The organism is Leclercia sp. UBA5076 (assembly GCF_002416465.1).
Lineage (GTDB): Bacteria > Pseudomonadota > Gammaproteobacteria > Enterobacterales > Enterobacteriaceae > Enterobacter.
Window position 1 is genome coordinate 233898 of the sequence record NZ_DIAO01000014.1, and the last position, 18829, is coordinate 252726.

Consider the following 18829-nt stretch of genomic DNA (forward strand, 5'->3'; position numbering starts at 1 on the left):
CTACATGTGGTGCGGTTTGTTTCCGGTGGCACTGCGCGTACTGGAACGGTGTAGGCCGGGTAAGCGCAGCGCCACCCGGCGTTCTGTCAGCGGCTCAGCCACTCCGCCACGTCCCCATACGTCCCGCGATAGACAATCTTCTCCGCCTTCTTCTCCAGCTGATAGCGATACATCGGGTCGTAATAGTCATTGAGCAGCGGCGCCAGCCAGCTGAGATGCGCCTCGGTACTGCCGGTACGCTGCTGTTCATCCAGAGCGCTGTCCAGCAGGGCGGTCAATTCGGCATAACGCTGTAACCCCAGGCGGCGGCGAATGGCAAACAGGCCGTGGTACAGGTAATCGCGATACTCCAGCCAGCCCGCCTCTTCCCCCCGCGCTTCGTGAAAGGCCTGCCACATCTGCTCGAAATACTCTTCGCGCAGGCGCTCAAGACGCACCTCAAACGGGTCCTCAACCACCACAATGGGCGATTGCGCCATGCGGTCGCGCAGGCACTCTGGCAGGTGGTTGGAGCCAATCATCCGCCCTTCATCTTCCAGCACCCAGCGCGCAGCGTTTTTTTTCAGCAACTCGACGGCGAGATGGTTTTCAAAACTGGCCTGGGAAAGCTGCGGGGCCAGCGTGCGGCCAAAGGAGGAGCCGCGGTGGTGCGCCAGTCCTTCGAGATCGACGCCCTCAGGATGCGCCTTCACCAGCAGCGTTTTGCCGCTCCCGGTGCAGCCGCCAATCAGTACGCTGGGTTTTTGCGCCTGCTCAACGGTCGCCTGGATAGCCGCCTGGCGTAGCGCCTTGTAGCCGCCGACGATCAGCGGGTAATCCACCCCGGCTTCTTTCAGCCACGCCTGCGCGATATGCGAGCGCTGTCCGCCCCGGGCGCAGCAGAGATAGCCCTGCGGGTGAGCAAGGCAGGCGGCGCGCCAGGCCTCCAGTCGCTCTTCACGCGTCTCACCGCTTACCAGACGGTGGCCGAGCGCCAGTGCCGCCTCCGGACCCTGGCGTTTATAGCAGGTGCCCACGGCGGCGCGTTCGTCGTCGTTCATTAGAGGCAGGTTGTGTGCCGCAGGCATGGCACCCTGAGCAAATTCCACGGGGGCACGCACGTCAATTAATGGCGTGTCGGTAGCAAGTATGGCGCGGTAGTCCGTCCCATCGTTCATAAGGATCCCTCAAAACAACAATGGGCAGGATTTTACGCCGGGGAAGGGGAAGGTCAACTCCCCGGCGGTGAGGCTTAGCTGAGCGTTGACTGCGCCCAGGCAATCCCGCTGGCGTACTCCGGCGGCAGCAGAGGGACAATTGCTTCAAGCGTTGCGCAAAGGCGAGGGATATCGCTGTCATTCAGGTTGAGATGGCCGACCTTACGACCCGGGCGCACCTCTTTGTCGTACCAGTGCAGATGCACCAGCGGCAGCTTCAGCCAGTCATCGTTCAGATCGGTACCGATCAGGTTGATCATCACCGACGGGCTATTGACCACCGGCTGCGGCATCGGCAACCGGGTAATGGCGCGCAGATGCAGCTCAAACTGGCTAATGGAGGCGCCGTTTTGCGTCCAGTGGCCGCTGTTGTGGACGCGGGGCGCCAGCTCGTTGATCAGCAGACCTTCTGGCGTGACGAAGCACTCCATCGCCATTACGCCCACGTAGCCCAGCGCCTGCATGATGGCAGAGAGCATGCTTTCTGCCTGCGCTTGTTGCGCTGCGTTGGCCTGCGGGAAGACCACGCTGGTGCGCAGGATCCCGTCCTGATGCAGGTTATGGGTCAGGGGATAAAAGACCGTGCTGCCGTCGTGGGCGCGGGCACCCACCAGCGACACTTCACCGCTGAAATTAATGCCCTGCTCAACGATGCATTCGCCGTAGCACTCGTCCGGCAGCTGGTCGGTTTCCCCGGCGCGCAGACGCCACTGGCCGCGGCCATCGTAGCCGCCCACGCGACGCTTGACGATCGCCAGTTCACCCAGCGCGTCAAACACACCCGGCCACTGGCTTTTTTCACTCAGCAGCTGCCACGGCGCGGTAGCGAGATGCAGATCGTCGAACAGCTGCTTTTGCGTAAGACGGTCAGCAATGATCGGGAAGACGTCGCGGTTAACGAAGGCGTTGTGACGAGCCAGCTCGCGGGTTAACGGCGTTTCCGGCCAGCGTTCGATTTCTGCGGTGATGACGCTCTGCTGAAACGGCACGGCTTCAGGCTCATCGTCCAGCCCGACCGGCCAGACGGCGATCCCCAGCGGTTCACCAGCCTGGCGCAGCATACGGCCTAACTGGCCGTTACCAAGGACGCAAACCTGCTTCATGCCGCACCTCGCGGGTCCGGGTTCTCCAGGACCTCGTCGGTCTGGGCGGTACGCCACGCGACCAGGCGCTGATGCAGTTCTTTATCATGAGTGGCCAGGATCTGAGCGGCCAGCAGCGCGGCGTTAGCTGCGCCTGCTTTGCCAATCGCCAGCGTCCCTACCGGAATGCCGCGCGGCATCTGCACGATGGAGTAGAGGCTGTCGACACCGCTCAGGGCTGCGCTCTGAACCGGGACGCCGAGCACCGGCACCAGGGTTTTGGCGGCAATCATACCGGGCAGATGCGCGGCGCCACCTGCACCGGCAATAATCACCTGATAGCCATTCTCTTCCGCGCCTTCGGCGAAGCTGAACAGCTTATCGGGAGTGCGGTGCGCGGAGACCACTTCAACGTGGTGAGGAACGTTCAGGATGTCAAAGATTTCGGCGGCGAACTGCATGGTAGCCCAGTCGCTTTTGGATCCCATCACGATGGCGACACGCGCCGGATTATTGCTGGAAGACATGCGTCTTAAAACTCCTGTGGTGCACAACTCTCGGCTTTTGAGGCCACAGAGAATAGCACGATACACAGGCAAGGAAAACGGTTGCGCGGCTAAAACTTCCGGCAAAATCCCGCGCTTTCTGCCACAAAAAAACCGCCGAAAGGCGGTCTTTTCACAGGTTGCTTTGACATTTTACAGGAGATTACCTGCGGTCAGGCTCTCTTTATCAAAGGCATGGCTCACATCAATATGATTTTGATGTACTGCTGTGTCGATATTCGAACCCGCCTCCGGGGTGGAGAAGGCGTTCTCGGCGGCCATCGCGCCAGAGGTGAGGGAAGCGGCCAGCAGCAGGGCGCTGACGATAGTGATATTTTTCATTCTTTTTTCCTTCTTCATCCTGTTGTCGCTGTCGCTTGTCTCTTATCTGGCGGCACGGCAATGCGTTAAATTATTTAGTCAGTTCAGCGGTCATATACACGCGGTTGTCGAACTGGGCGCTGGTGATTTTGTAGGCTGCACCCTCTTTAGCGGCCTGCGCGGCGATTTTGGCTTCGGCGCGGTCAATGGTAGAGGCGGTGGCGCTCACGCTCTGGGCAAAAGAACCGAAAGAGATCAGAGAAAGTGCGGCAACTGCAACGAAAGTTTTGATGGATTTCATGGTCGTATTCCTTAAGCTGATTTGTCTGGAGTAGGGCGTTGTTGCCCTGATGTGAGTAATCATAGGCCGACCAGAGTGTGATTAAAATCAAAACGATTAGCGGGAAGAATTCAAAAAAATTGAATGATTTTCAGGCGGGGGGATTTCAGAAAGGGAAAGCGATCAGCTCCACGCCTTCGGGCGTGACCTTAATCATCGATCCTTCGCTATGCCAGGCGCCTAACACCACGCGGTGGGCTTGCTCTCCGTTGGCGGTCAGGTCATGCATGGCCGGGCGATGGGTATGGCCGTGGATCAGCCACTGGACCTGGTGTTTTTCCATCACGCTGACCACCGCCTGCGGGTTCACGTCCATGATGGTCATCGATTTGCTGCTGTTGGCGGCTTTACTGCCGGCGCGCATTTTCGCGGCGATGCGGCTGCGAATAAACAGCGGCAGGGCGAGAAAGAGCGTCTGGATCCAGGGGGTATGCACTTTGGCGCGAAACGCCAGATAGCCGGTATCGTCGGTGCAGAGCGTGTCGCCATGCATTATCAGCACGCGGCGGCCACACAAGTCGAGGACGGTCTCTTCCGCCAGCAGGATCATGCCGCTTTCACGGGCGAAGCGTTTGCCCAGCAAAAAGTCGCGGTTGCCGTGGATAAAGAAGCAGGGGACGCCAGAGTCGACCAGCGCTTTAAGCGCACTCGCTATCTCGCGGTGCAGCGGGTTCGGATCGTCGTCGCCAATCCAGGCTTCGAACAGATCCCCCAGGATGTAAAGCGCATCGGCGTGGCGGGCTTCACCCTGTAAAAAACGCAGAAAACCGGCGGTGATCGCCGGTTCTTCTGTTTGCAGATGCAGATCTGCAATAAAGAGTGTCGCCACGAATTATTCGCTGACGGTCACGCTTGTGATTACAACGTCTTCTTTTGGAACGTCCTGGTGCATGCCGCTGCGGCCAGTAGAAACGGCTTTGATCTTGTCAACCACGTCCATACCTTCAACCACTTCTGCAAACACGCAGTAGCCCCAACCCTGCAGGCTTTCGCCAGAGAAGTTCAGGAAGTCGTTGTCTACTACGTTAATGAAGAACTGCGCGGTGGCAGAGTGTGGCGCCTGAGTACGGGCCATTGCCAGGGTACCGCGGGTGTTTTTCAGACCGTTATTAGCTTCGTTTTTGATAGCCTCTTTGGTCTCTTTCTGTTTCATGCCAGGTTCAAAACCGCCGCCCTGGATCATAAAGCCGTTAATGACACGGTGGAAAATGGTGTTGTTGTAGAAACCTTCGCGGCAGTAGTCCAGGAAGTTTTTAACTGTTTCAGGCGCTTTGTCATCAAAGGTTTTGATTACGATATCGCCATGATTAGTGTGGAAAGTAACCATTTTTGCATCCTGTTCCGTTATAGTGGTGCTTCGACCCCGCCAGGGGCCACAATAAGCGCTTGTTATAGCATAACCTCACGACGCGATCACCTTGCATTGCGTGCTGCTTCGGGTTTGAATTACCATTAGAATATGCTGTTTTCACCCACACACGTCTCACATGGAATCTTCGATGTTAAAAATCTTCAACACACTGACGCGCCAAAAAGAGGAATTCAAACCTATTCATGCCGGGGAAGTCGGCATGTACGTGTGTGGTATTACTGTTTACGATCTCTGTCATATCGGCCATGGCCGTACTTTTGTTGCCTTCGACGTGGTGTCGCGCTATCTGCGCTTCCTTGGGTACAACCTTAAGTATGTACGCAATATCACCGATATCGACGACAAAATTATCAAACGCGCGAACGAAAATGGGGAAAACTTTGTCGATTTAGTCGATCGTATGATTGGCGAAATGCACAAGGATTTCGACGCCCTGAATATTCTGCGCCCGGACATGGAGCCGCGTGCGACGCACCATATTCCTGAGATCATTGAGATCACCGAACAGCTGATTGCCAAAGGTCACGCCTACGTGGCGGACAATGGCGACGTGATGTTCGACGTGCCGACCGATCCGCATTACGGTCAGCTCTCCCGCCAGAATCTGGATCAGCTCCAGGCCGGGGCGCGTGTGGATGTGGTTGAGGTTAAACGCAACCCGATGGACTTCGTGCTGTGGAAGATGTCGAAAGAGGGTGAGCCAAGCTGGCCATCCCCGTGGGGCGCGGGCCGTCCGGGCTGGCACATTGAGTGTTCGGCCATGAATTGCAAACAGCTGGGTAACCATTTCGATATTCACGGCGGCGGTTCAGACCTGATGTTCCCGCACCATGAAAACGAAATTGCCCAGTCAACCTGCGCCCATGACGGCGAATATGTGAACTACTGGATGCACTCCGGGATGGTGATGATTGACCGGGAGAAGATGTCCAAATCGCTGGGCAACTTCTTTACCGTGCGTGACGTGCTGAAGTATTACGATGCTGAAACCATCCGTTACTTCCTGATGTCCGGCCACTATCGCAGCCAGCTTAACTACAGCGAAGAGAACCTCAAGCAGGCGCGTTCTGCTCTCGAGCGTCTCTACACCGCCCTGCGCGGGACCGACACCTCCGTGGCGGCTGCGGGCGGCGAGGCGTTTGAAGCCCGTTTTGTTGAGGCGATGAACGACGACTTCAACACCCCGGAAGCCTACTCTGTGCTGTTCGATATGGCCCGTGAAGTGAACCGTCTGAAAGGTGAAGATGTGCATGCGGCTAATGCGCTGGCCTCTCATATGCGTAAACTGTCTGGCGTACTGGGTCTGCTGGAGCAGGCGCCGGAAGCGTTCCTGCAGAGCGGTGCGCAGACGGATGACGGCGAAGTGGCGGAGATTGAAGCGTTAATCAAGGCGCGTCTGGAAGCGCGTCAGGCGAAAGACTGGGCCGCGGCCGATGCCGCGCGTAACCGTCTCACCGAGATGGGCATCATCCTGGAAGATGGTCCGCAGGGCACCACCTGGCGCCGTAAGTAAGTCCATCAGGCCCGGCGGCGCATCGCTTGCCGGGCATGGGATTATGTAGGCCGGGTAAGGCGCAGCCGCCACCCGGCTTTTTTAACGCCGCTTCCACCACAACAAACCCATCACGATAACCCCCGGCAGCCACACCCACAGCAGTTCCGAGATAATCACCTGATGCCCGTACGGCGTGGTGTAGCGAGAGAGCGCAAAAGGCGCGACCTTAATCACCTGCCAGGGTGCAAAGAAACGTTCATCCGACCACGGCCACAGCCAGCCGACCCCTTTCCCGCCCGTCGTCACCGAGTCCAGCAGGCTGTGCGACAGCAGCGACACGGTTAAAAACAGCCAGCAGCGCACCAGCCCCGCCCGGAACCCTCGTCGCCCGACCAGCACGCAGAGTAACGGCACCACAAAGGCAAACAGCAGCGAGTGGGTAAACCCGCGATGACCAAAAATATTGCCGTAGGCGACGCCAAACTTAAACGCGAGTACGTCGGCATCCGGCAGCATGGCGAGAACGATTCCGGCGAACAGCAGGGGAGGGGGGATCACCCGGCTGCCCAGCCCTAAGCCGAGGCAAACCGGCACAGCAGCGTGGGTAATAATGGTTGGCATAAGGATTATCCATGGCAAATCATGGAAATATAGCAGAGCGCGGCTTAACGCAGAGCCGGGCGTAAATCTGAATTATGCCGATTCCCGGGCGACGAGTTGCCCGGAGAGAGTAATGCGCTGGGTTTGCAGCTCAGGCTCTTTTAGCTGGCGGATCATTAACCCCGCCGCCTGACGCCCCGTCTCTTCGCTGGCGGAGGAGACATAGGTAAACGACGGGGAGGTGAGGTTGACGTGCAGCATATCTTCAAACCCCACCAGCGCCACCTGCTGGGTGAGGAAGACATCTTTCCCCACGGTGCGGCCAACGTGATGGATCCCGGAGATAGAGCCGATCATCGCATCCGGGGAGTGGCAGAGCAGGGCGGTGATAGTGTTGTTCTTCTCCAGCAGCTGACGGGTGGCGAAGCTAACCGCCTGGGTATCGTCGCTGCAGGCGGGGGCGGATTCGTCGCGGAACACCAGCCCGTTTTGTGTCATCGCGCTGCGAAAACCGAGCAGCCGCTGCTCGCGGATGAGGTCACCCTCCTGACCGCCGATATAGGCGATATTGCGATGGCCGCGCTCAATCAGATAGCGGGTCGCCAGATGCGCCGCCTGGCGGTTATCGCGCATCACCAGATTACAGGTTTCGTTGAGCAACGACTGGGAGACCGCCACCAGCGGCAGCGGACACTCACGGATCATGTCAGGTAAGGTAGCATGGCGCGTATCGGAAGCCAGATAGATCACCCCGGCCACGCCCTGCTGCTTAAAGGAGAGCAGGCAGCGCTCAAGATGCTCACCGTCGTTCAGCGGCTGGCCGAGAAAGACCATATATCCCTGCTTTTCCAGCTCCTGGACGATGCTTGCCATTACCTTAATGGAAAAGCTGTCGCTGAAATCACGCAGGATCAGGCCGATAAGGTTGGAGGTGTTGGCGCGAAGATTGGCGGCGGCTACGTTATGCACGTAGCCCAGGGCGGTGATGGCGGCGTGGACTTTTTCGATCGTCGCCTCTGAGATCTTTCCTTTCTGACGCAGAACCAGCGAGACGGTAGAGACCGAAACCCCTGCCTCTCTGGCGACATCAATGATGCTGACCTTCTTCACATCTTCTCCCTGAAATGCCTGATAAGACAACGCCTCCCGTAAGAGTACAGGAGACGTGTCGGACAGGCAGCTTATTATTTACCGATTAGGGTGGACATCGTCTGGGCGATAAACTGCGCCCGGGCGCCAAAGATAACCTGAATGCCGGAATCACCGACGAAGACCACGCCGCGTGCACCGAGGCCGTTCAGACCGTCTTTGTCCACCACATCGCTCTTCGCCACTTCCAGACGCAGGCGGGTGATGCAGGAGCCGACAGAGTTGATGTTCTGCGCGCCACCGAGCAGGCCGATGATTTCGTTGGCGATTTCGGTATCGGTTTTATCGTCCGCATTGGCTGTCACTTCACTGCGGCCCGGCGTTTTCACGTCGAAACGACGGATCACGAAGCGGAAGGTGAAGTAGTAAATCAGCGCCATCGGGACACCGATGATAATGGCGTTGAGGAAGTTGGTCTGGTACCCGTTGAACGACGGCAGGATCCCGAACGACAGGTAGTCGATAAAGCCTGCGGAGAAGGACTTGGCGATATGCGCATGCAGCAGGTACATGGTCATGTAGGCCAGGCCCGCCATGATGGCGTTAAAGACGTAGAGGATCGGCGCCACAAAGATAAAGGTGAACTCCACCGGCTCGGTAATCCCGGTCAGGAAGCAGGTGAGTGCCGCAGAGAAGAGAATACCGGCGGCAATCTTTTTGTTTTTGGTGTGCGCTTCGTGGTACATCGCCAGACAGGCCGCAGGCAGCGCGAACAGCATCAGCGGGAACTCGCCCTGCATGAATTTACCGGCGTTCTGGTAGGTATCGCTGCTGAAGGATTTCACCCCTTCTTCCAGCATCTTGAACCAGATGGTCTGGTCGCCGTGGATCACCTGGCCCGCCTGGGTAGTGTAATCCCCGAACGAGTACCAGAACGATGGATACCAGATATGGTGCAGACCCAGCGGGATCAGCGCACGCTCCACCAGACCAAAGATAAAGGTCGAGGCCGCCTGGTTATCACCGTTAACGATCACCGACAGCGCGTCGATACCGGCCTGGATATGCTGCCAGACGTACGGCAGCAGCAGCCCCATCACGAATGAGAGGAACGCCGTGGCGATCGCCACAAAACGCTTTCCGGAGAAGAAGCCGAGGAACTCCGGCAGCTGCATGGTGTGGAAGCGGTTATAACACCACGCGGCGAGGATCCCGCACAGCAGGCCGCCAAAGACGCCCATCTGCAGGGTCGGGATGCCCACCACCATGGCGTATTTCCCGCCCTGGGAGGCCATCTCCGGCGTAATGCCGAGCACGGTGCCAATGGTGATGTTGGTGACAAACACCGCCACCGCTGCCGACAGCGCGGCGATACCCGATTCCGACGCCAGGCCGACGGCAGAGCCGATGGCAAACAGCATCGGCAGGTTATCAAAAATGACGCCGCCCGCGTTCATCATCAACGGCAGGTGGAATTTATCGCCGAAAGCCAGCAGCAGGCCCGCAGCGGGAAGCAGCGAGATCGGCAGCATTAATGCGCGACCAATCATCGACAATTTTGACAGCGATTTAACAAACCCTGATATCAGACTCATGCTGATTTCCCCCGAGTGCGCTCTGTGAGCGCTGTTATAGTGAGTAGAACGTTTTAGTAGAACGTTCTACTTATCGTGATGAAAGGCTGAAATCCGCGCAACTGAATTCTCACCTTTTAACAGATGAAATAGTGATTATTTGAAGTTGATCGATAATTAACCGTGATGGTCGTGGGGGAATCGTGAAGAGAATTGCCGGGTGGCGGCTGGCGCCTTACCCGGCCTACAGACAGAGCCCGTATGTAGGCCCGACAAGCGCAGCGCCGCCGGGCATCAGACGGCTCAGGCCGTTACGGTGACGCTCTGGCCTTCAAAACTCACAGTCTGTCCGGCTACGATCTTGCAGCGCTTGCGGGTTTCTACCACGCCATCAACTTTGACCAGACCGTCAGCAATAACGATCTTCGCCTGGGCGCCGCTCTCGCTCCAGCCTTCGAGCTTCAGCAGATCGCACAGCTCAACATGCGGGTGTTTACCTAATGAAAATGTCGCCATCTTACGCTTCCTCTACGTCGTGATACTCAACGCATGCTTGTAAAGTATTCTGAATCAGTGTTGCAACGGTCATCGGGCCTACGCCGCCCGGAACCGGGGTGATATAAGAGGCACGGGCGGCGGCATCGTCAAACACCACATCGCCGACCACTTTGCCGCTCTCCAGACGGTTAATCCCCACGTCCACCACAATGGCGCCTTCCTTGATCCACTCGCCCGGGATAAAGCCCGGCTTGCCGACCGCCACGATCAGCAGGTCAGCATTTTCGACGTGCTGGCGCAGATTTTTAGTAAAGCGGTGGGTGACGGTGGTGGTGCAGCCGGCCAGCAGCAGCTCCATGCTCATCGGGCGACCGACGATATTGGACGCACCAATCACCACGGCGTTCAGGCCGTAGGTGTCGATGTTATAGCGCTCCAGCAGGGTCACAATGCCGCGCGGCGTACAGGGACGCAGGCGAGGCGCGCGCTGGCACAGGCGGCCCACGTTGTACGGGTGGAAGCCGTCCACATCTTTGTCTGGCGCGATACGTTCCAGCACTTTCACATTGTCGATGCCCGCAGGCAGCGGCAGCTGAACCAGAATGCCGTCGATCGCTTTATCGGCGTTCAGGGTATCGATCAGCTCAAGCAGCTCTGCTTCCGTGGTGGTTTCCGGCAGATCATAAGAGCGGGAGAGAAAGCCAACCTCCTCGCACGCTTTACGTTTGCTGCCGACATAAATTTGTGAAGCCGGGTTGCTGCCGACCAGCACAACCGCCAGCCCGGGGGCGCGTTTTCCCGCGGCCAGACGTGCTGCCACTTTTTCCGCAACCTCAGAGCGCACCTGCTGCGCAATCGTTTTACCGTCAATAATCTTTGCTGCCATCAGAGAGAAGATTCCGTCTGTAAGGAGTGAAAGGGGGGATGAGCATATTTTGTCAGAAGCGCGCGCTGCTGTCAGTCACACTTTGCGGATTTTCCTGTTAAGCGGCGCTGAGGAGGGGCAGGGGTATGAACTGAAAGAGGATTGTACTAAAATCAATTGACTCAACCGGCGTTGACCGTATAATTCCACGCGCTTCACCACTGCGAAGTTTCTTCTCTGTGCGCCCTTAGCTCAGTTGGATAGAGCAACGGCCTTCTAAGCCGTAGGTCAAAGGTTCGAATCCTTTAGGGCGTGCCATTCAAGCACCTTTTAGTTCCCCAACGTCTCTTTTTATTGATCTCTCCGCGCACGCTTTTTCACGCAACTACGTTAAACTAGCTCAAATATGAGATATTTTGAGATAGTTTAAGTATGTCCATAAAACGTCCTCCCAGACTGATACCGTTAGAATCCCTGACGGGCGCAGATATTGTTGCCCACCAGCACTACGCGCGTACTACGGACGACAAAGGCCGCTATCTGCCCTTCGATGAATTCAGACACCGTTTATCCTATCGCGATAACGTCGCGCTTGCCTGGACATTGACCCGCCGCGCCAGGGATGCTGCGCTACAGCGGATCGCTTACCGTAACGAGGCTGGAGAGCAGGCCGGATTCATGCTGACTTCTGCCATCTCCGCCACCTGTGAACGGGTGGATAAACACGCCACCCGTCTGGCGCTGGATAACCTGATATACCGGTTACGTGGCGCGGGAGCGGCTCTGATCCAGCTTCAACTCGATGAACCGATCACCAGCTCGCAGCTGGAAGGGGCTAATACCACCACGCTGGTGGCCAGGAAGATGTTGGGTTCCGGTCGGGCACCGCGAACCGAAGGTGAGCATATGATCGCCGGAAATGCGCGGCTGATGGCAGAGATCCCCGACCTGCTGAATGAACCGCTGACACCCGATCTTATCCGCCGTTTTCATGCGACAGGTATGGAAGGGATTAATAACGCGAAATATCAGCCGGGCGAGTTCCGTACGACAAACGATATCGTGATCGCCGACTACGACGGCAATGTGATTCACCAGCCGCCCGCGGCAGATCGCCTTCCTGCCCGCCTGCAGGGAATTTGTGACTGGGTGAACAGTACCGCGGAATATGTTCATCCGCTGGTAAAGGCGTGCATTTTGCATTTTATGATTGCCCATGAGCATCCCTTCCGGGACGGGAACGGGCGCACCAGCCGGGCGCTGTTCTACTGGTTTATGCTGAAATCGGGGTACGAGGCCTTTAAATACATCTCTATCAGCAGCCTGCTTTATGCCGCTCCGGTGAAATATGCGCAAAGCTATCAGTACACGGAAACGGACGGCATGGACCTGACCTATTTTCTGGAATACCAGTCCGGCATCATCCGCCGCGCCCTGGACCAGCTATTGCGGCATGTTGACGATTTGGTCACCAGAGCGGCAAACATTGAGCGGGTCCTGTTCGAGTCGCGTGCATTATCGCGCCTCACCTCCCGCCAGGTCACGCTGCTGAATATCATGCTGGCAACGTCGACAACAGATTATACCGCCGCTGACGTGAGTGAGGCTCTCGGGATTTCCGATAACACTGCCCGTAAGGATCTACGTGCGCTGGTACGCGAGGGGCTGGCTGAAGAAACCGCGGCGAATGACCAGAAAACGGTTTACAAAATCGCGCGAAACCTCGTTTAACCTTCGGTTCCATTCTGCGATATAGTAGGGGCATTCTCGTCTCACCTTCTGACAGGTAACACCGGCAATGGCTCTGATCCCCAAAAACTACGCGCGGCTGGAAAGCGGCTACCGTGAGAAAGCCCTCAAAATCTATCCCTGGGTATGCGGACGCTGCTCGCGGGAGTTTGTCTATTCAAACCTGCGTGAACTGACGGTTCACCATATCGATCATGACCACACCAATAACCCGGAGGATGGCAGTAACTGGGAGCTGCTGTGCCTGTTCTGCCATGACCACGAGCATTCGAAGTACACCGAAGCCGAGATGTACGGAACTACCGTGGTGGCGGGCGAGGATGCGCAAAAGGATGTGGGGGCAGCCACCTACAACCCCTTTGCCGATCTGAAATCGATGCTCAACAAAAAATAATCATTGAGTTTTCCAGGCCGGGCAAGCGACGCGACCCCGGCAACGCCCGAACAGATAACGGGTGAGTCTTCAGAGGGAATGATGTCCGGTATTGCGCATTACTATGTCCAGCAGCAGAGCATGAACACGCAGCAAGTGGCGACGCTATCGGCTCAGACCGCCTCTTCAGGGGCGTCGCAGACCAGCGTCCCGGCCTCTTTTCAGCAGGTATCCCACGCATCGCAACCGATCGTTTCGCAGCCCGCTATCCCGACGCTCAATTCCGCTGATACCCGCCAGACCGCCGTTGCCGCGACGCCCGCCTCGTTTGGTCAGCTGGATCAGTACGCCCGTATCCAGGGCTGGAGTGAGAAGCAAATCGCGTTGATGAATCGCCTGTCAGCGTACAAAAACAGCCGCTCCGGTCCCGCCTGGCGGGCGCCAGGCGCAGGTGTTCGCGGGATTCGCAATAACAACCCCGGCAATCTGGAAGCCAGCTGGGCATTTAGCTGGCTGGGGCAGAATGGCACTGACGGGCGTTTCGCCACCTTTGCCACCCCCGAACACGGGATACGCGCGCTGGGGGTCAACCTGCTCTCCTACCAGCGACGCGGGCTGGATACCATCAGCAAAATTATCTCCCGCTGGGCGCCACCGCAGGATAACAACGATACCACGGCCTATATCCAGAATGTCAGCCAGGCGCTCGGCGTCTCGCCCACCACCCGGCTGGATGTAACCTCGCCTGAGATATTACGCGCCCTCAGTAAGGCGATTATTCGTCAGGAAAACGGCAATGTGCCGTTTTCGGATGAGGTCATCAACAGCGGCGTCTTTTCGGCGCTGGGGATGGCGGAGCTGTCTGGTGCCCAGCCTGCGGTGTTGAAAAGCATGCCGGTTGACTCCCCCTTTGTGTTGCAAGCCCGCAAAGAGTAACCCGCGCTCATCTCCCTTTTTACTTTGTTGCTCCTGTTTACACTTGATCATATAAAGATAATGAGTATAGTTCTCATTCTCTTTAGTGTTTGTGGGCACGTATGGACCTTCCCGCAGCAACAGTGAGGCAGCTCTCACACGGAACACTGAGCGTTAACGGGAGACGCTGCCCTGGCCTGACGGCCTGACACCAAAATCCAAATCGCAAACCGATGCGATGCAGGCGTCCTCTTCATACTTTTGCACGGTAAAGGATGTTCCTGATGAGCCAAAAATTGTCCGCCCCAACACCTGCTTTAGCCCCCACGCAGACCAGCGTCGTCAAACGCTGTCTGGCTAACGAGCCCGACAGCGTGGCCCGTATCGCTCTGAAATAGTCTTTTTATAACAACGAAGGCCCGGCGACGGGTCATTTTGCGCGCACGTTGAAAGAGTTAATCATGAACAACACCAGAAAAATGAACAAAACGCTGCTGGCTCTCGCCATCGGCGCCATCGCCCATTCCGCCGTCGCGGCGGAGAGCAAAAAAGAAGAGACCCTCGTGGTGCAGGCCGCACCCAGCGATTTTAAACCCGGCGGCGACCAGCTGGTGCCGGCCTTCCTTGACGGGCAGGTGGCAAACGGCGGGCGCATGGGGATGCTCGGGCAGCAAAATGCCATGGACGTACCGTTTAACATCATCAGCTACACCTCGAAGCTGGTGGAAGATCAGCAGGCGCGCACCATAGCCGACGTGGTGGCTAACGATGCGGGCGTCCAGTCCGTGCAGGGCTACGGCAACAGCGCGGAGAGCTACCGCATTCGCGGCCTGAAGTTCGACGGGGATGATATGACCTTCGGCGGACTCTCCGGCGTGCTGCCGCGTCAGGTGGTGGACGCGCAGATGGTAGAGCGGATAGAGATCTTTAAAGGGGCCAACTCCCTGATGAACGGTGCGGCCAGCTCCGGCGTGGGCGGGATGATCAACCTTGAGCCGAAACATGCAGGCGCCACGCCGCAGGCGAAAGTGGGCGTGGACTACACCTCCGATTCTCAGATTGGTACTACCCTGGATGCCGGACGTCGCTTCGGTGACAACGACCAGTTTGGTGCCCGCGTCAACGTGGTCCACCGGGAAGGGGAAGCCCCGGTCGCCAACGACCGCCGCCGCACCACGCTGCTCTCCACCGGCCTCGACTATGCGGGCGATAACTTCCGCAGTTCCGTGGATCTGGGTTATCAGAAAAAAACCTTCCACGGCTCGGAGACCGGGGTCAACGTCTTCGGCGTGGATTTCGTGCCGGAGCCGCCGAAAAACGATCGTAACTACTCCCAGAAGTGGGCCTACAGCAATATCGAAAACGAATTCGGCATGTGGCGCAGCGAGTATGACATCACCGATAACTGGACCGCCTATACCGGTCTGGGGGCACAGCACGCCCATGAAGAGGGGCTTTACAGCGGTGCGAAGCTGGTGGACAGGAGCGGCAAAGCCACCGCAACCCGCCTGGATACCAACCGTATCAGCGACAGCGTAAGCGGCATGGCGGGCATTCGCGGTAACTTCGATACCGGCTTTGTGTCGCACAAGGTGAACGTCGGCTACTCGGCGATGACCAAAAATGAAAAAATCGCCTGGAAGATGTCCGCCGCGAAAGATAACCCGGTCACCAACATCTACCACAACACCGGCGTGGATGCGCCGCCGAGCACCAACTTCAACGGCTCAGGCGGCAACTACAGCGATCCGCTGACCAGCGGCCGCACCCGCACTCAGGGCTGGCTGCTGAGCGACACCCTCGGCGTGCTGGACGATAAACTGCTGTTTACCGTCGGGGCCCGTCATCAGAAGGTGGTGATCCGCGGCTATAACAAAATCACCGGGATGGAAAATGCGGCTGACAGCTTCGATGGCGACCGCTGGATGCCTACCTACGGCGTGGTCTATAAGCCGTGGGAGACGGTCTCGCTCTATGCCAACCACACCGAGGCGCTGCAGCCGGGTAAAACCGCGCCAAACACCGCCATCAACTACGGTCAGAGCACCGGTATCGTCCACTCGAAACAGAACGAAGTGGGTGTGAAGGCCGATTTCGGTCGCGTTGGCGGCTCGCTGGCGTTGTTTGAGATCAAAATGCCGTCCGCCATTCTCGACAGCCAGACCAAATACTACGGTCTGGATGCCGAACAGCGTAACCGCGGTGTGGAGCTGAACATCTTTGGCGAGCCGATGCTGGGCCTGCGTCTGAACGCCAGCGCCACCTGGCTGCAGGCGGAGCTGACCAAAACCAACAACGGCGTAAACCAGGGCAACGACGCGATTGGCGTGCCGAACTTCTACGGCGTGCTGGGGGCCGAGTATGACATCAAACCCGTCGATGGCCTGACCGCCACCGCCCGGGTGAACCACTCTGGCTCACAGTATGCGGATCTCGCCAACAGCAAGAAGCTGGATAGCTACACCACGCTGGATCTGGGTGTGCGTTACCGCTTCGCGGTGAACAATGACCAGAACCAGATGACCGTTCGCGCCGGGATCGAAAACGTCACCGATGAGAACTATTGGGCAAGCGTGGATGACAGCGGCACCTACCTCTTCCAGGGTGAGCCGCGCACCTTTAAGGTCTCTGTCGGCTACGAATTCTGAGTTCGTTCTTTATTAGTGGGGCAGGGATGCCCCACTGTCTGACTGTTATAAAAATGTAATCAATTGTTCTTATAGTGTTCCCACTTTATCGTTTCTTAGCCAAAAGAAAGGAAGCCATCGTGGGTAAACCTCTTAAGTCCGTATTCAAAAAAGAACATCGTGACGATGTCAGCAATCCCAGCGCTAACCCGGTATTTTCCAGCGTGGCGGAGATGTTCCTCTCCCGCCGTCGCTTCTTGCAGATGGGCGCCGTAGCCGGTGCCGCCGCCTCTTTCCCGTTCCTGCTCAAGCCTGAAAGCGCCCTTGCGGCGGTTTCACAGCCTTCCGCTCTGAGCAAGGCGGTTTCGCTCGGCTTTACCAGCATTCCGGTCTCCACCGACGACACGGTGAGGGTGCCGGAGGGCTACATCGCCCGGCCTTTCTACCGCTGGGGCGACGCCACCGGCATCAAGGGTGCCATGCCGGCGTTCAAATTTGACGCCAGTAACACCACCGACGAGCAGGCGGCCCAGGCGGGCATGCACCATGACGGTATGGCGTGGTTTAGCCTGCCGCAGGGGGAGGAGAATCCCGGCCACGGCCTGCTGGCGATGAACCATGAGTATATCGACAACGGCATGCTCTTTACCGATGGCACCGCCAACTGGAGCCTGGACAAAGCGCGTAAAGGCCAGAACGCGATGGGCGTGTCGGTTATCGAAGTGAAAAAGAACGGCAGTGACTGGGAAGTGGTGCGTCCTTCCAGCTTCGCCCGCCGCATCACGGTCAACACCCCGATGCAGATCACCGGCCCGGCGCGTCAGCAGGAGTTAATGAAAACCGCCGCCGATCCGCAGGGCGAGCGGGTGCTCGGTACCATGCAGAACTGCGCCAACGGCCACACGCCGTGGGGAACTTATCTCACCTGCGAAGAGAACTGGTCAGATATTTTTGTTAAGAAAGGCGAGCGGAACGCGCTGGAGAAGCGCTACGGCATCAGCGACAGCGATGAGTCCTACCGCTGGAGCGAAGTGGACGACCGCTTCAACGTGGATAAAACCCCTAACGAGCCGAACCGCTTTGGCTGGGTAGTCGAGATCGACCCCTACAACCCGGACTCGACGCCGCGCAAGCACACCGCGCTGGGGCGCTTCAAACATGAAGGCGCCGCTGTCACCCTGGCCGCCGATAAGCGCGTGGTCACCTACATGGGCGACGACCAGAAGTTTGAGTACATCTACAAATTTGTCTCCGACAATAAATATAACCCGGCGGATCGCGACGCCAACATGCAGCTACTGACCACCGGCACGCTCTACGTCGCCCGCTTCAACGACGACGGCTCCGGCGAATGGCTGCCGCTGGTTTTCGGCCAGAACGGGCTGGATAAGAGCAAAGGCTTCGAAAGCCAGGGCGATCTGCTGATCAAAACCCGTCTGGCGGCCGACGCGGTGGGCGCGACCAAAATGGACAGGCCGGAGTGGATCGCGGTCGATCCCCACAGCAGCGGCAGCGTCTACTGCACCCTGACCAATAACAGCGATCGCGGTAAAGAGGGCAAAGCGCCGGTGGACGCGGCCAACCCGCGGGCCAATAACACCTTCGGTCACATCATGCACTGGCTCGAAGAGGGGAGCGATCCCGCGGCCCTGCGTTTCAAATGGGATATTCTGGTGCTGGCCGGACGCACGGAGACGACGGATGAAAAGGCGAAGGGCAGCATGAAGGGGGCCGAATTCGGCAGCCCGGACGGCCTGTCGTTTGACCATCAGGGCGTGCTCTGGATCCAGACTGACGTCTCCTCCAGCACCATTAACAAGAAAGCCTACGAGGGGATGGGCAATAACCAGATGGTGGCGACCATTCCGGGCACCAACGAGTATCGCCGCTTCCTGACGGGCCCGCGCGGCTGCGAAATTACCGGCATCGCCTTCACGCCGGATAACCGCACGCTGTTTATCAATATTCAGCATCCGGGTGAGGGCGGGGACGACATTACCGACCCGGCAAACCCGCGCGCCGTCTCCAACTGGCCGGACAACAACCCGAACGGACGTCCCCGGGCGTCAACGGTCGTCATCACCAAAGCGGACGGCGGCCTGATCGGTTCGTGATCCCCTCCCGCCGGGCAGCAACCGTTGCCCGGCGTTTAACTTGCTCCCGTCTGCCTGAAGTGTTAAAAGGTGCC

At 57.9% G+C, this 18829-nt stretch carries 18 protein-coding genes and 1 tRNA gene; 7 read left to right on the top strand and 12 right to left on the bottom strand.

The window, feature by feature from the left end; genetic code table 11:
- Nucleotides 1-86: 86 nt before the first annotated feature.
- The 7 genes from mnmH to ppiB form a co-directional block, all read right to left on the bottom strand.
- Nucleotides 87-1157, bottom strand: a complete 1071-nt coding sequence (gene mnmH / locus B3X29_RS14460; RefSeq protein ID WP_103178534.1) for a tRNA 2-selenouridine(34) synthase MnmH — start codon at nucleotides 1155-1157, stop codon at nucleotides 87-89.
- Between the two features lie 74 nt (nucleotides 1158-1231).
- Nucleotides 1232-2299: a 5-(carboxyamino)imidazole ribonucleotide synthase gene (gene purK, locus B3X29_RS14465; RefSeq protein WP_156654018.1), complete on the bottom strand. Its 1068-nt coding sequence runs from the start codon at nucleotides 2297-2299 to the stop codon at nucleotides 1232-1234.
- On the bottom strand, nucleotides 2296-2805 hold the full coding sequence (gene purE, locus B3X29_RS14470; protein WP_032616904.1) for a 5-(carboxyamino)imidazole ribonucleotide mutase: 510 nt from the start codon (nucleotides 2803-2805) through the stop codon (nucleotides 2296-2298). The genes purK and purE overlap by 4 nt, the downstream gene beginning before the upstream one ends.
- 171 nt (nucleotides 2806-2976) lie before the next feature.
- A complete protein-coding gene (locus B3X29_RS14475) occupies nucleotides 2977-3165 on the bottom strand; it encodes a hypothetical protein (protein ID WP_156654019.1) in 189 nt (62 codons plus the stop codon).
- Between the two features lie 70 nt (nucleotides 3166-3235).
- Entirely contained in the window at nucleotides 3236-3445 is a 210-nt protein-coding gene (locus B3X29_RS14480; protein WP_103178537.1) for a YdgH/BhsA/McbA-like domain containing protein, read from the bottom strand.
- 145 nt (nucleotides 3446-3590) lie between these two features.
- Nucleotides 3591-4313 (bottom strand): UDP-2,3-diacylglucosamine diphosphatase, encoded by a 723-nt coding sequence (gene lpxH, locus B3X29_RS14485; protein WP_159339729.1) that lies wholly within the window; start codon nucleotides 4311-4313, stop codon nucleotides 3591-3593.
- A gap of 3 nt (nucleotides 4314-4316) precedes the next feature.
- A complete protein-coding gene (gene ppiB / locus B3X29_RS14490) occupies nucleotides 4317-4811 on the bottom strand; it encodes a peptidylprolyl isomerase B (RefSeq protein WP_159339730.1) in 495 nt (164 codons plus the stop codon).
- A 172-nt stretch (nucleotides 4812-4983) separates the two neighbouring features.
- Here ppiB and cysS point away from each other — a divergent pair, with 172 nt between their 5' ends.
- Nucleotides 4984-6369, top strand: coding sequence for a cysteine--tRNA ligase (cysS, locus tag B3X29_RS14495; protein ID WP_159339731.1), 1386 nt, complete (start codon nucleotides 4984-4986; stop codon nucleotides 6367-6369).
- An 81-nt stretch (nucleotides 6370-6450) separates the two neighbouring features.
- Here the strand turns inward: cysS and B3X29_RS14500 are convergent, their stop codons facing one another.
- From B3X29_RS14500 to folD, 5 genes are all read right to left on the bottom strand, one after another.
- Nucleotides 6451-6972 carry a metal-dependent hydrolase gene (locus tag B3X29_RS14500; protein ID WP_103178540.1) on the bottom strand — a complete coding sequence of 174 codons (522 nt, stop codon included), beginning with the start codon at nucleotides 6970-6972 and terminating at the stop codon, nucleotides 6451-6453.
- Nucleotides 6973-7044: 72 nt separating this feature from the next.
- Complete coding sequence (gene malI, locus B3X29_RS14505; RefSeq protein ID WP_103178541.1) at nucleotides 7045-8061, bottom strand: Mal regulon transcriptional regulator MalI; 1017 nt, start codon at nucleotides 8059-8061, stop codon at nucleotides 7045-7047.
- Nucleotides 8062-8135: 74 nt separating this feature from the next.
- On the bottom strand, nucleotides 8136-9635 hold the full coding sequence (locus B3X29_RS14510) for a PTS transporter subunit EIIC (protein ID WP_290556454.1): 1500 nt from the start codon (nucleotides 9633-9635) through the stop codon (nucleotides 8136-8138).
- A 282-nt stretch (nucleotides 9636-9917) separates the two neighbouring features.
- Nucleotides 9918-10130, bottom strand: coding sequence for a ribosome-associated protein YbcJ (gene ybcJ / locus B3X29_RS14515; protein WP_023334767.1), 213 nt, complete (start codon nucleotides 10128-10130; stop codon nucleotides 9918-9920).
- A 1-nt stretch (nucleotide 10131) separates the two neighbouring features.
- Nucleotides 10132-10998 (bottom strand): bifunctional methylenetetrahydrofolate dehydrogenase/methenyltetrahydrofolate cyclohydrolase FolD, encoded by an 867-nt coding sequence (folD, locus tag B3X29_RS14520; protein WP_103178543.1) that lies wholly within the window; start codon nucleotides 10996-10998, stop codon nucleotides 10132-10134.
- Nucleotides 10999-11218: 220 nt separating this feature from the next.
- Between folD and B3X29_RS14525 the strand changes: the two genes are divergently transcribed.
- The 6 genes from B3X29_RS14525 (at nucleotide 11219) to B3X29_RS14550 (ending at nucleotide 18755) form a co-directional block, all read left to right on the top strand.
- Nucleotides 11219-11295 (top strand) — tRNA-Arg (locus tag B3X29_RS14525).
- A 114-nt stretch (nucleotides 11296-11409) separates the two neighbouring features.
- Entirely contained in the window at nucleotides 11410-12708 is a 1299-nt protein-coding gene (locus B3X29_RS14530) for a Fic family protein (RefSeq protein WP_103178544.1), read from the top strand.
- A gap of 67 nt (nucleotides 12709-12775) precedes the next feature.
- Nucleotides 12776-13120 (top strand): HNH nuclease YajD, encoded by a 345-nt coding sequence (gene yajD, locus B3X29_RS14535; protein WP_159339732.1) that lies wholly within the window; start codon nucleotides 12776-12778, stop codon nucleotides 13118-13120.
- 120 nt (nucleotides 13121-13240) lie between these two features.
- A complete protein-coding gene (locus tag B3X29_RS22600; protein WP_139156322.1) occupies nucleotides 13241-14035 on the top strand; it encodes a hypothetical protein in 795 nt (264 codons plus the stop codon).
- Nucleotides 14036-14475: 440 nt separating this feature from the next.
- Nucleotides 14476-16662, top strand: coding sequence for a TonB-dependent receptor (locus B3X29_RS14545; RefSeq protein WP_159339733.1), 2187 nt, complete (start codon nucleotides 14476-14478; stop codon nucleotides 16660-16662).
- Nucleotides 16663-16781: 119 nt separating this feature from the next.
- Nucleotides 16782-18755: a PhoX family protein gene (locus B3X29_RS14550; RefSeq protein WP_103178548.1), complete on the top strand. Its 1974-nt coding sequence runs from the start codon at nucleotides 16782-16784 to the stop codon at nucleotides 18753-18755.
- Nucleotides 18756-18829 lie beyond the last annotated feature (74 nt).

Coding starts and splice junctions, on each gene's coding strand:
- mnmH (WP_103178534.1), bottom strand. CDS start 1,157: ATGAACGATGGGACGGACTACCGCGCCATACTTGCTACCGACACGCCA.
- purK (WP_156654018.1), bottom strand. CDS start 2,299: ATGAAGCAGGTTTGCGTCCTTGGTAACGGCCAGTTAGGCCGTATGCTG.
- purE (WP_032616904.1), bottom strand. CDS start 2,805: ATGTCTTCCAGCAATAATCCGGCGCGTGTCGCCATCGTGATGGGATCC.
- B3X29_RS14475 (WP_156654019.1), bottom strand. CDS start 3,165: ATGAAAAATATCACTATCGTCAGCGCCCTGCTGCTGGCCGCTTCCCTC.
- B3X29_RS14480 (WP_103178537.1), bottom strand. CDS start 3,445: ATGAAATCCATCAAAACTTTCGTTGCAGTTGCCGCACTTTCTCTGATC.
- ppiB (WP_159339730.1), bottom strand. CDS start 4,811: ATGGTTACTTTCCACACTAATCATGGCGATATCGTAATCAAAACCTTT.
- cysS (WP_159339731.1), top strand. CDS start 4,984: ATGTTAAAAATCTTCAACACACTGACGCGCCAAAAAGAGGAATTCAAA.
- B3X29_RS14500 (WP_103178540.1), bottom strand. CDS start 6,972: ATGCCAACCATTATTACCCACGCTGCTGTGCCGGTTTGCCTCGGCTTA.
- B3X29_RS14510 (WP_290556454.1), bottom strand. CDS start 9,635: ATGAGTCTGATATCAGGGTTTGTTAAATCGCTGTCAAAATTGTCGATG.
- ybcJ (WP_023334767.1), bottom strand. CDS start 10,130: ATGGCGACATTTTCATTAGGTAAACACCCGCATGTTGAGCTGTGCGAT.
- folD (WP_103178543.1), bottom strand. CDS start 10,998: ATGGCAGCAAAGATTATTGACGGTAAAACGATTGCGCAGCAGGTGCGC.
- B3X29_RS14530 (WP_103178544.1), top strand. CDS start 11,410: ATGTCCATAAAACGTCCTCCCAGACTGATACCGTTAGAATCCCTGACG.
- yajD (WP_159339732.1), top strand. CDS start 12,776: ATGGCTCTGATCCCCAAAAACTACGCGCGGCTGGAAAGCGGCTACCGT.
- B3X29_RS22600 (WP_139156322.1), top strand. CDS start 13,241: ATGAACACGCAGCAAGTGGCGACGCTATCGGCTCAGACCGCCTCTTCA.
- B3X29_RS14545 (WP_159339733.1), top strand. CDS start 14,476: ATGAACAACACCAGAAAAATGAACAAAACGCTGCTGGCTCTCGCCATC.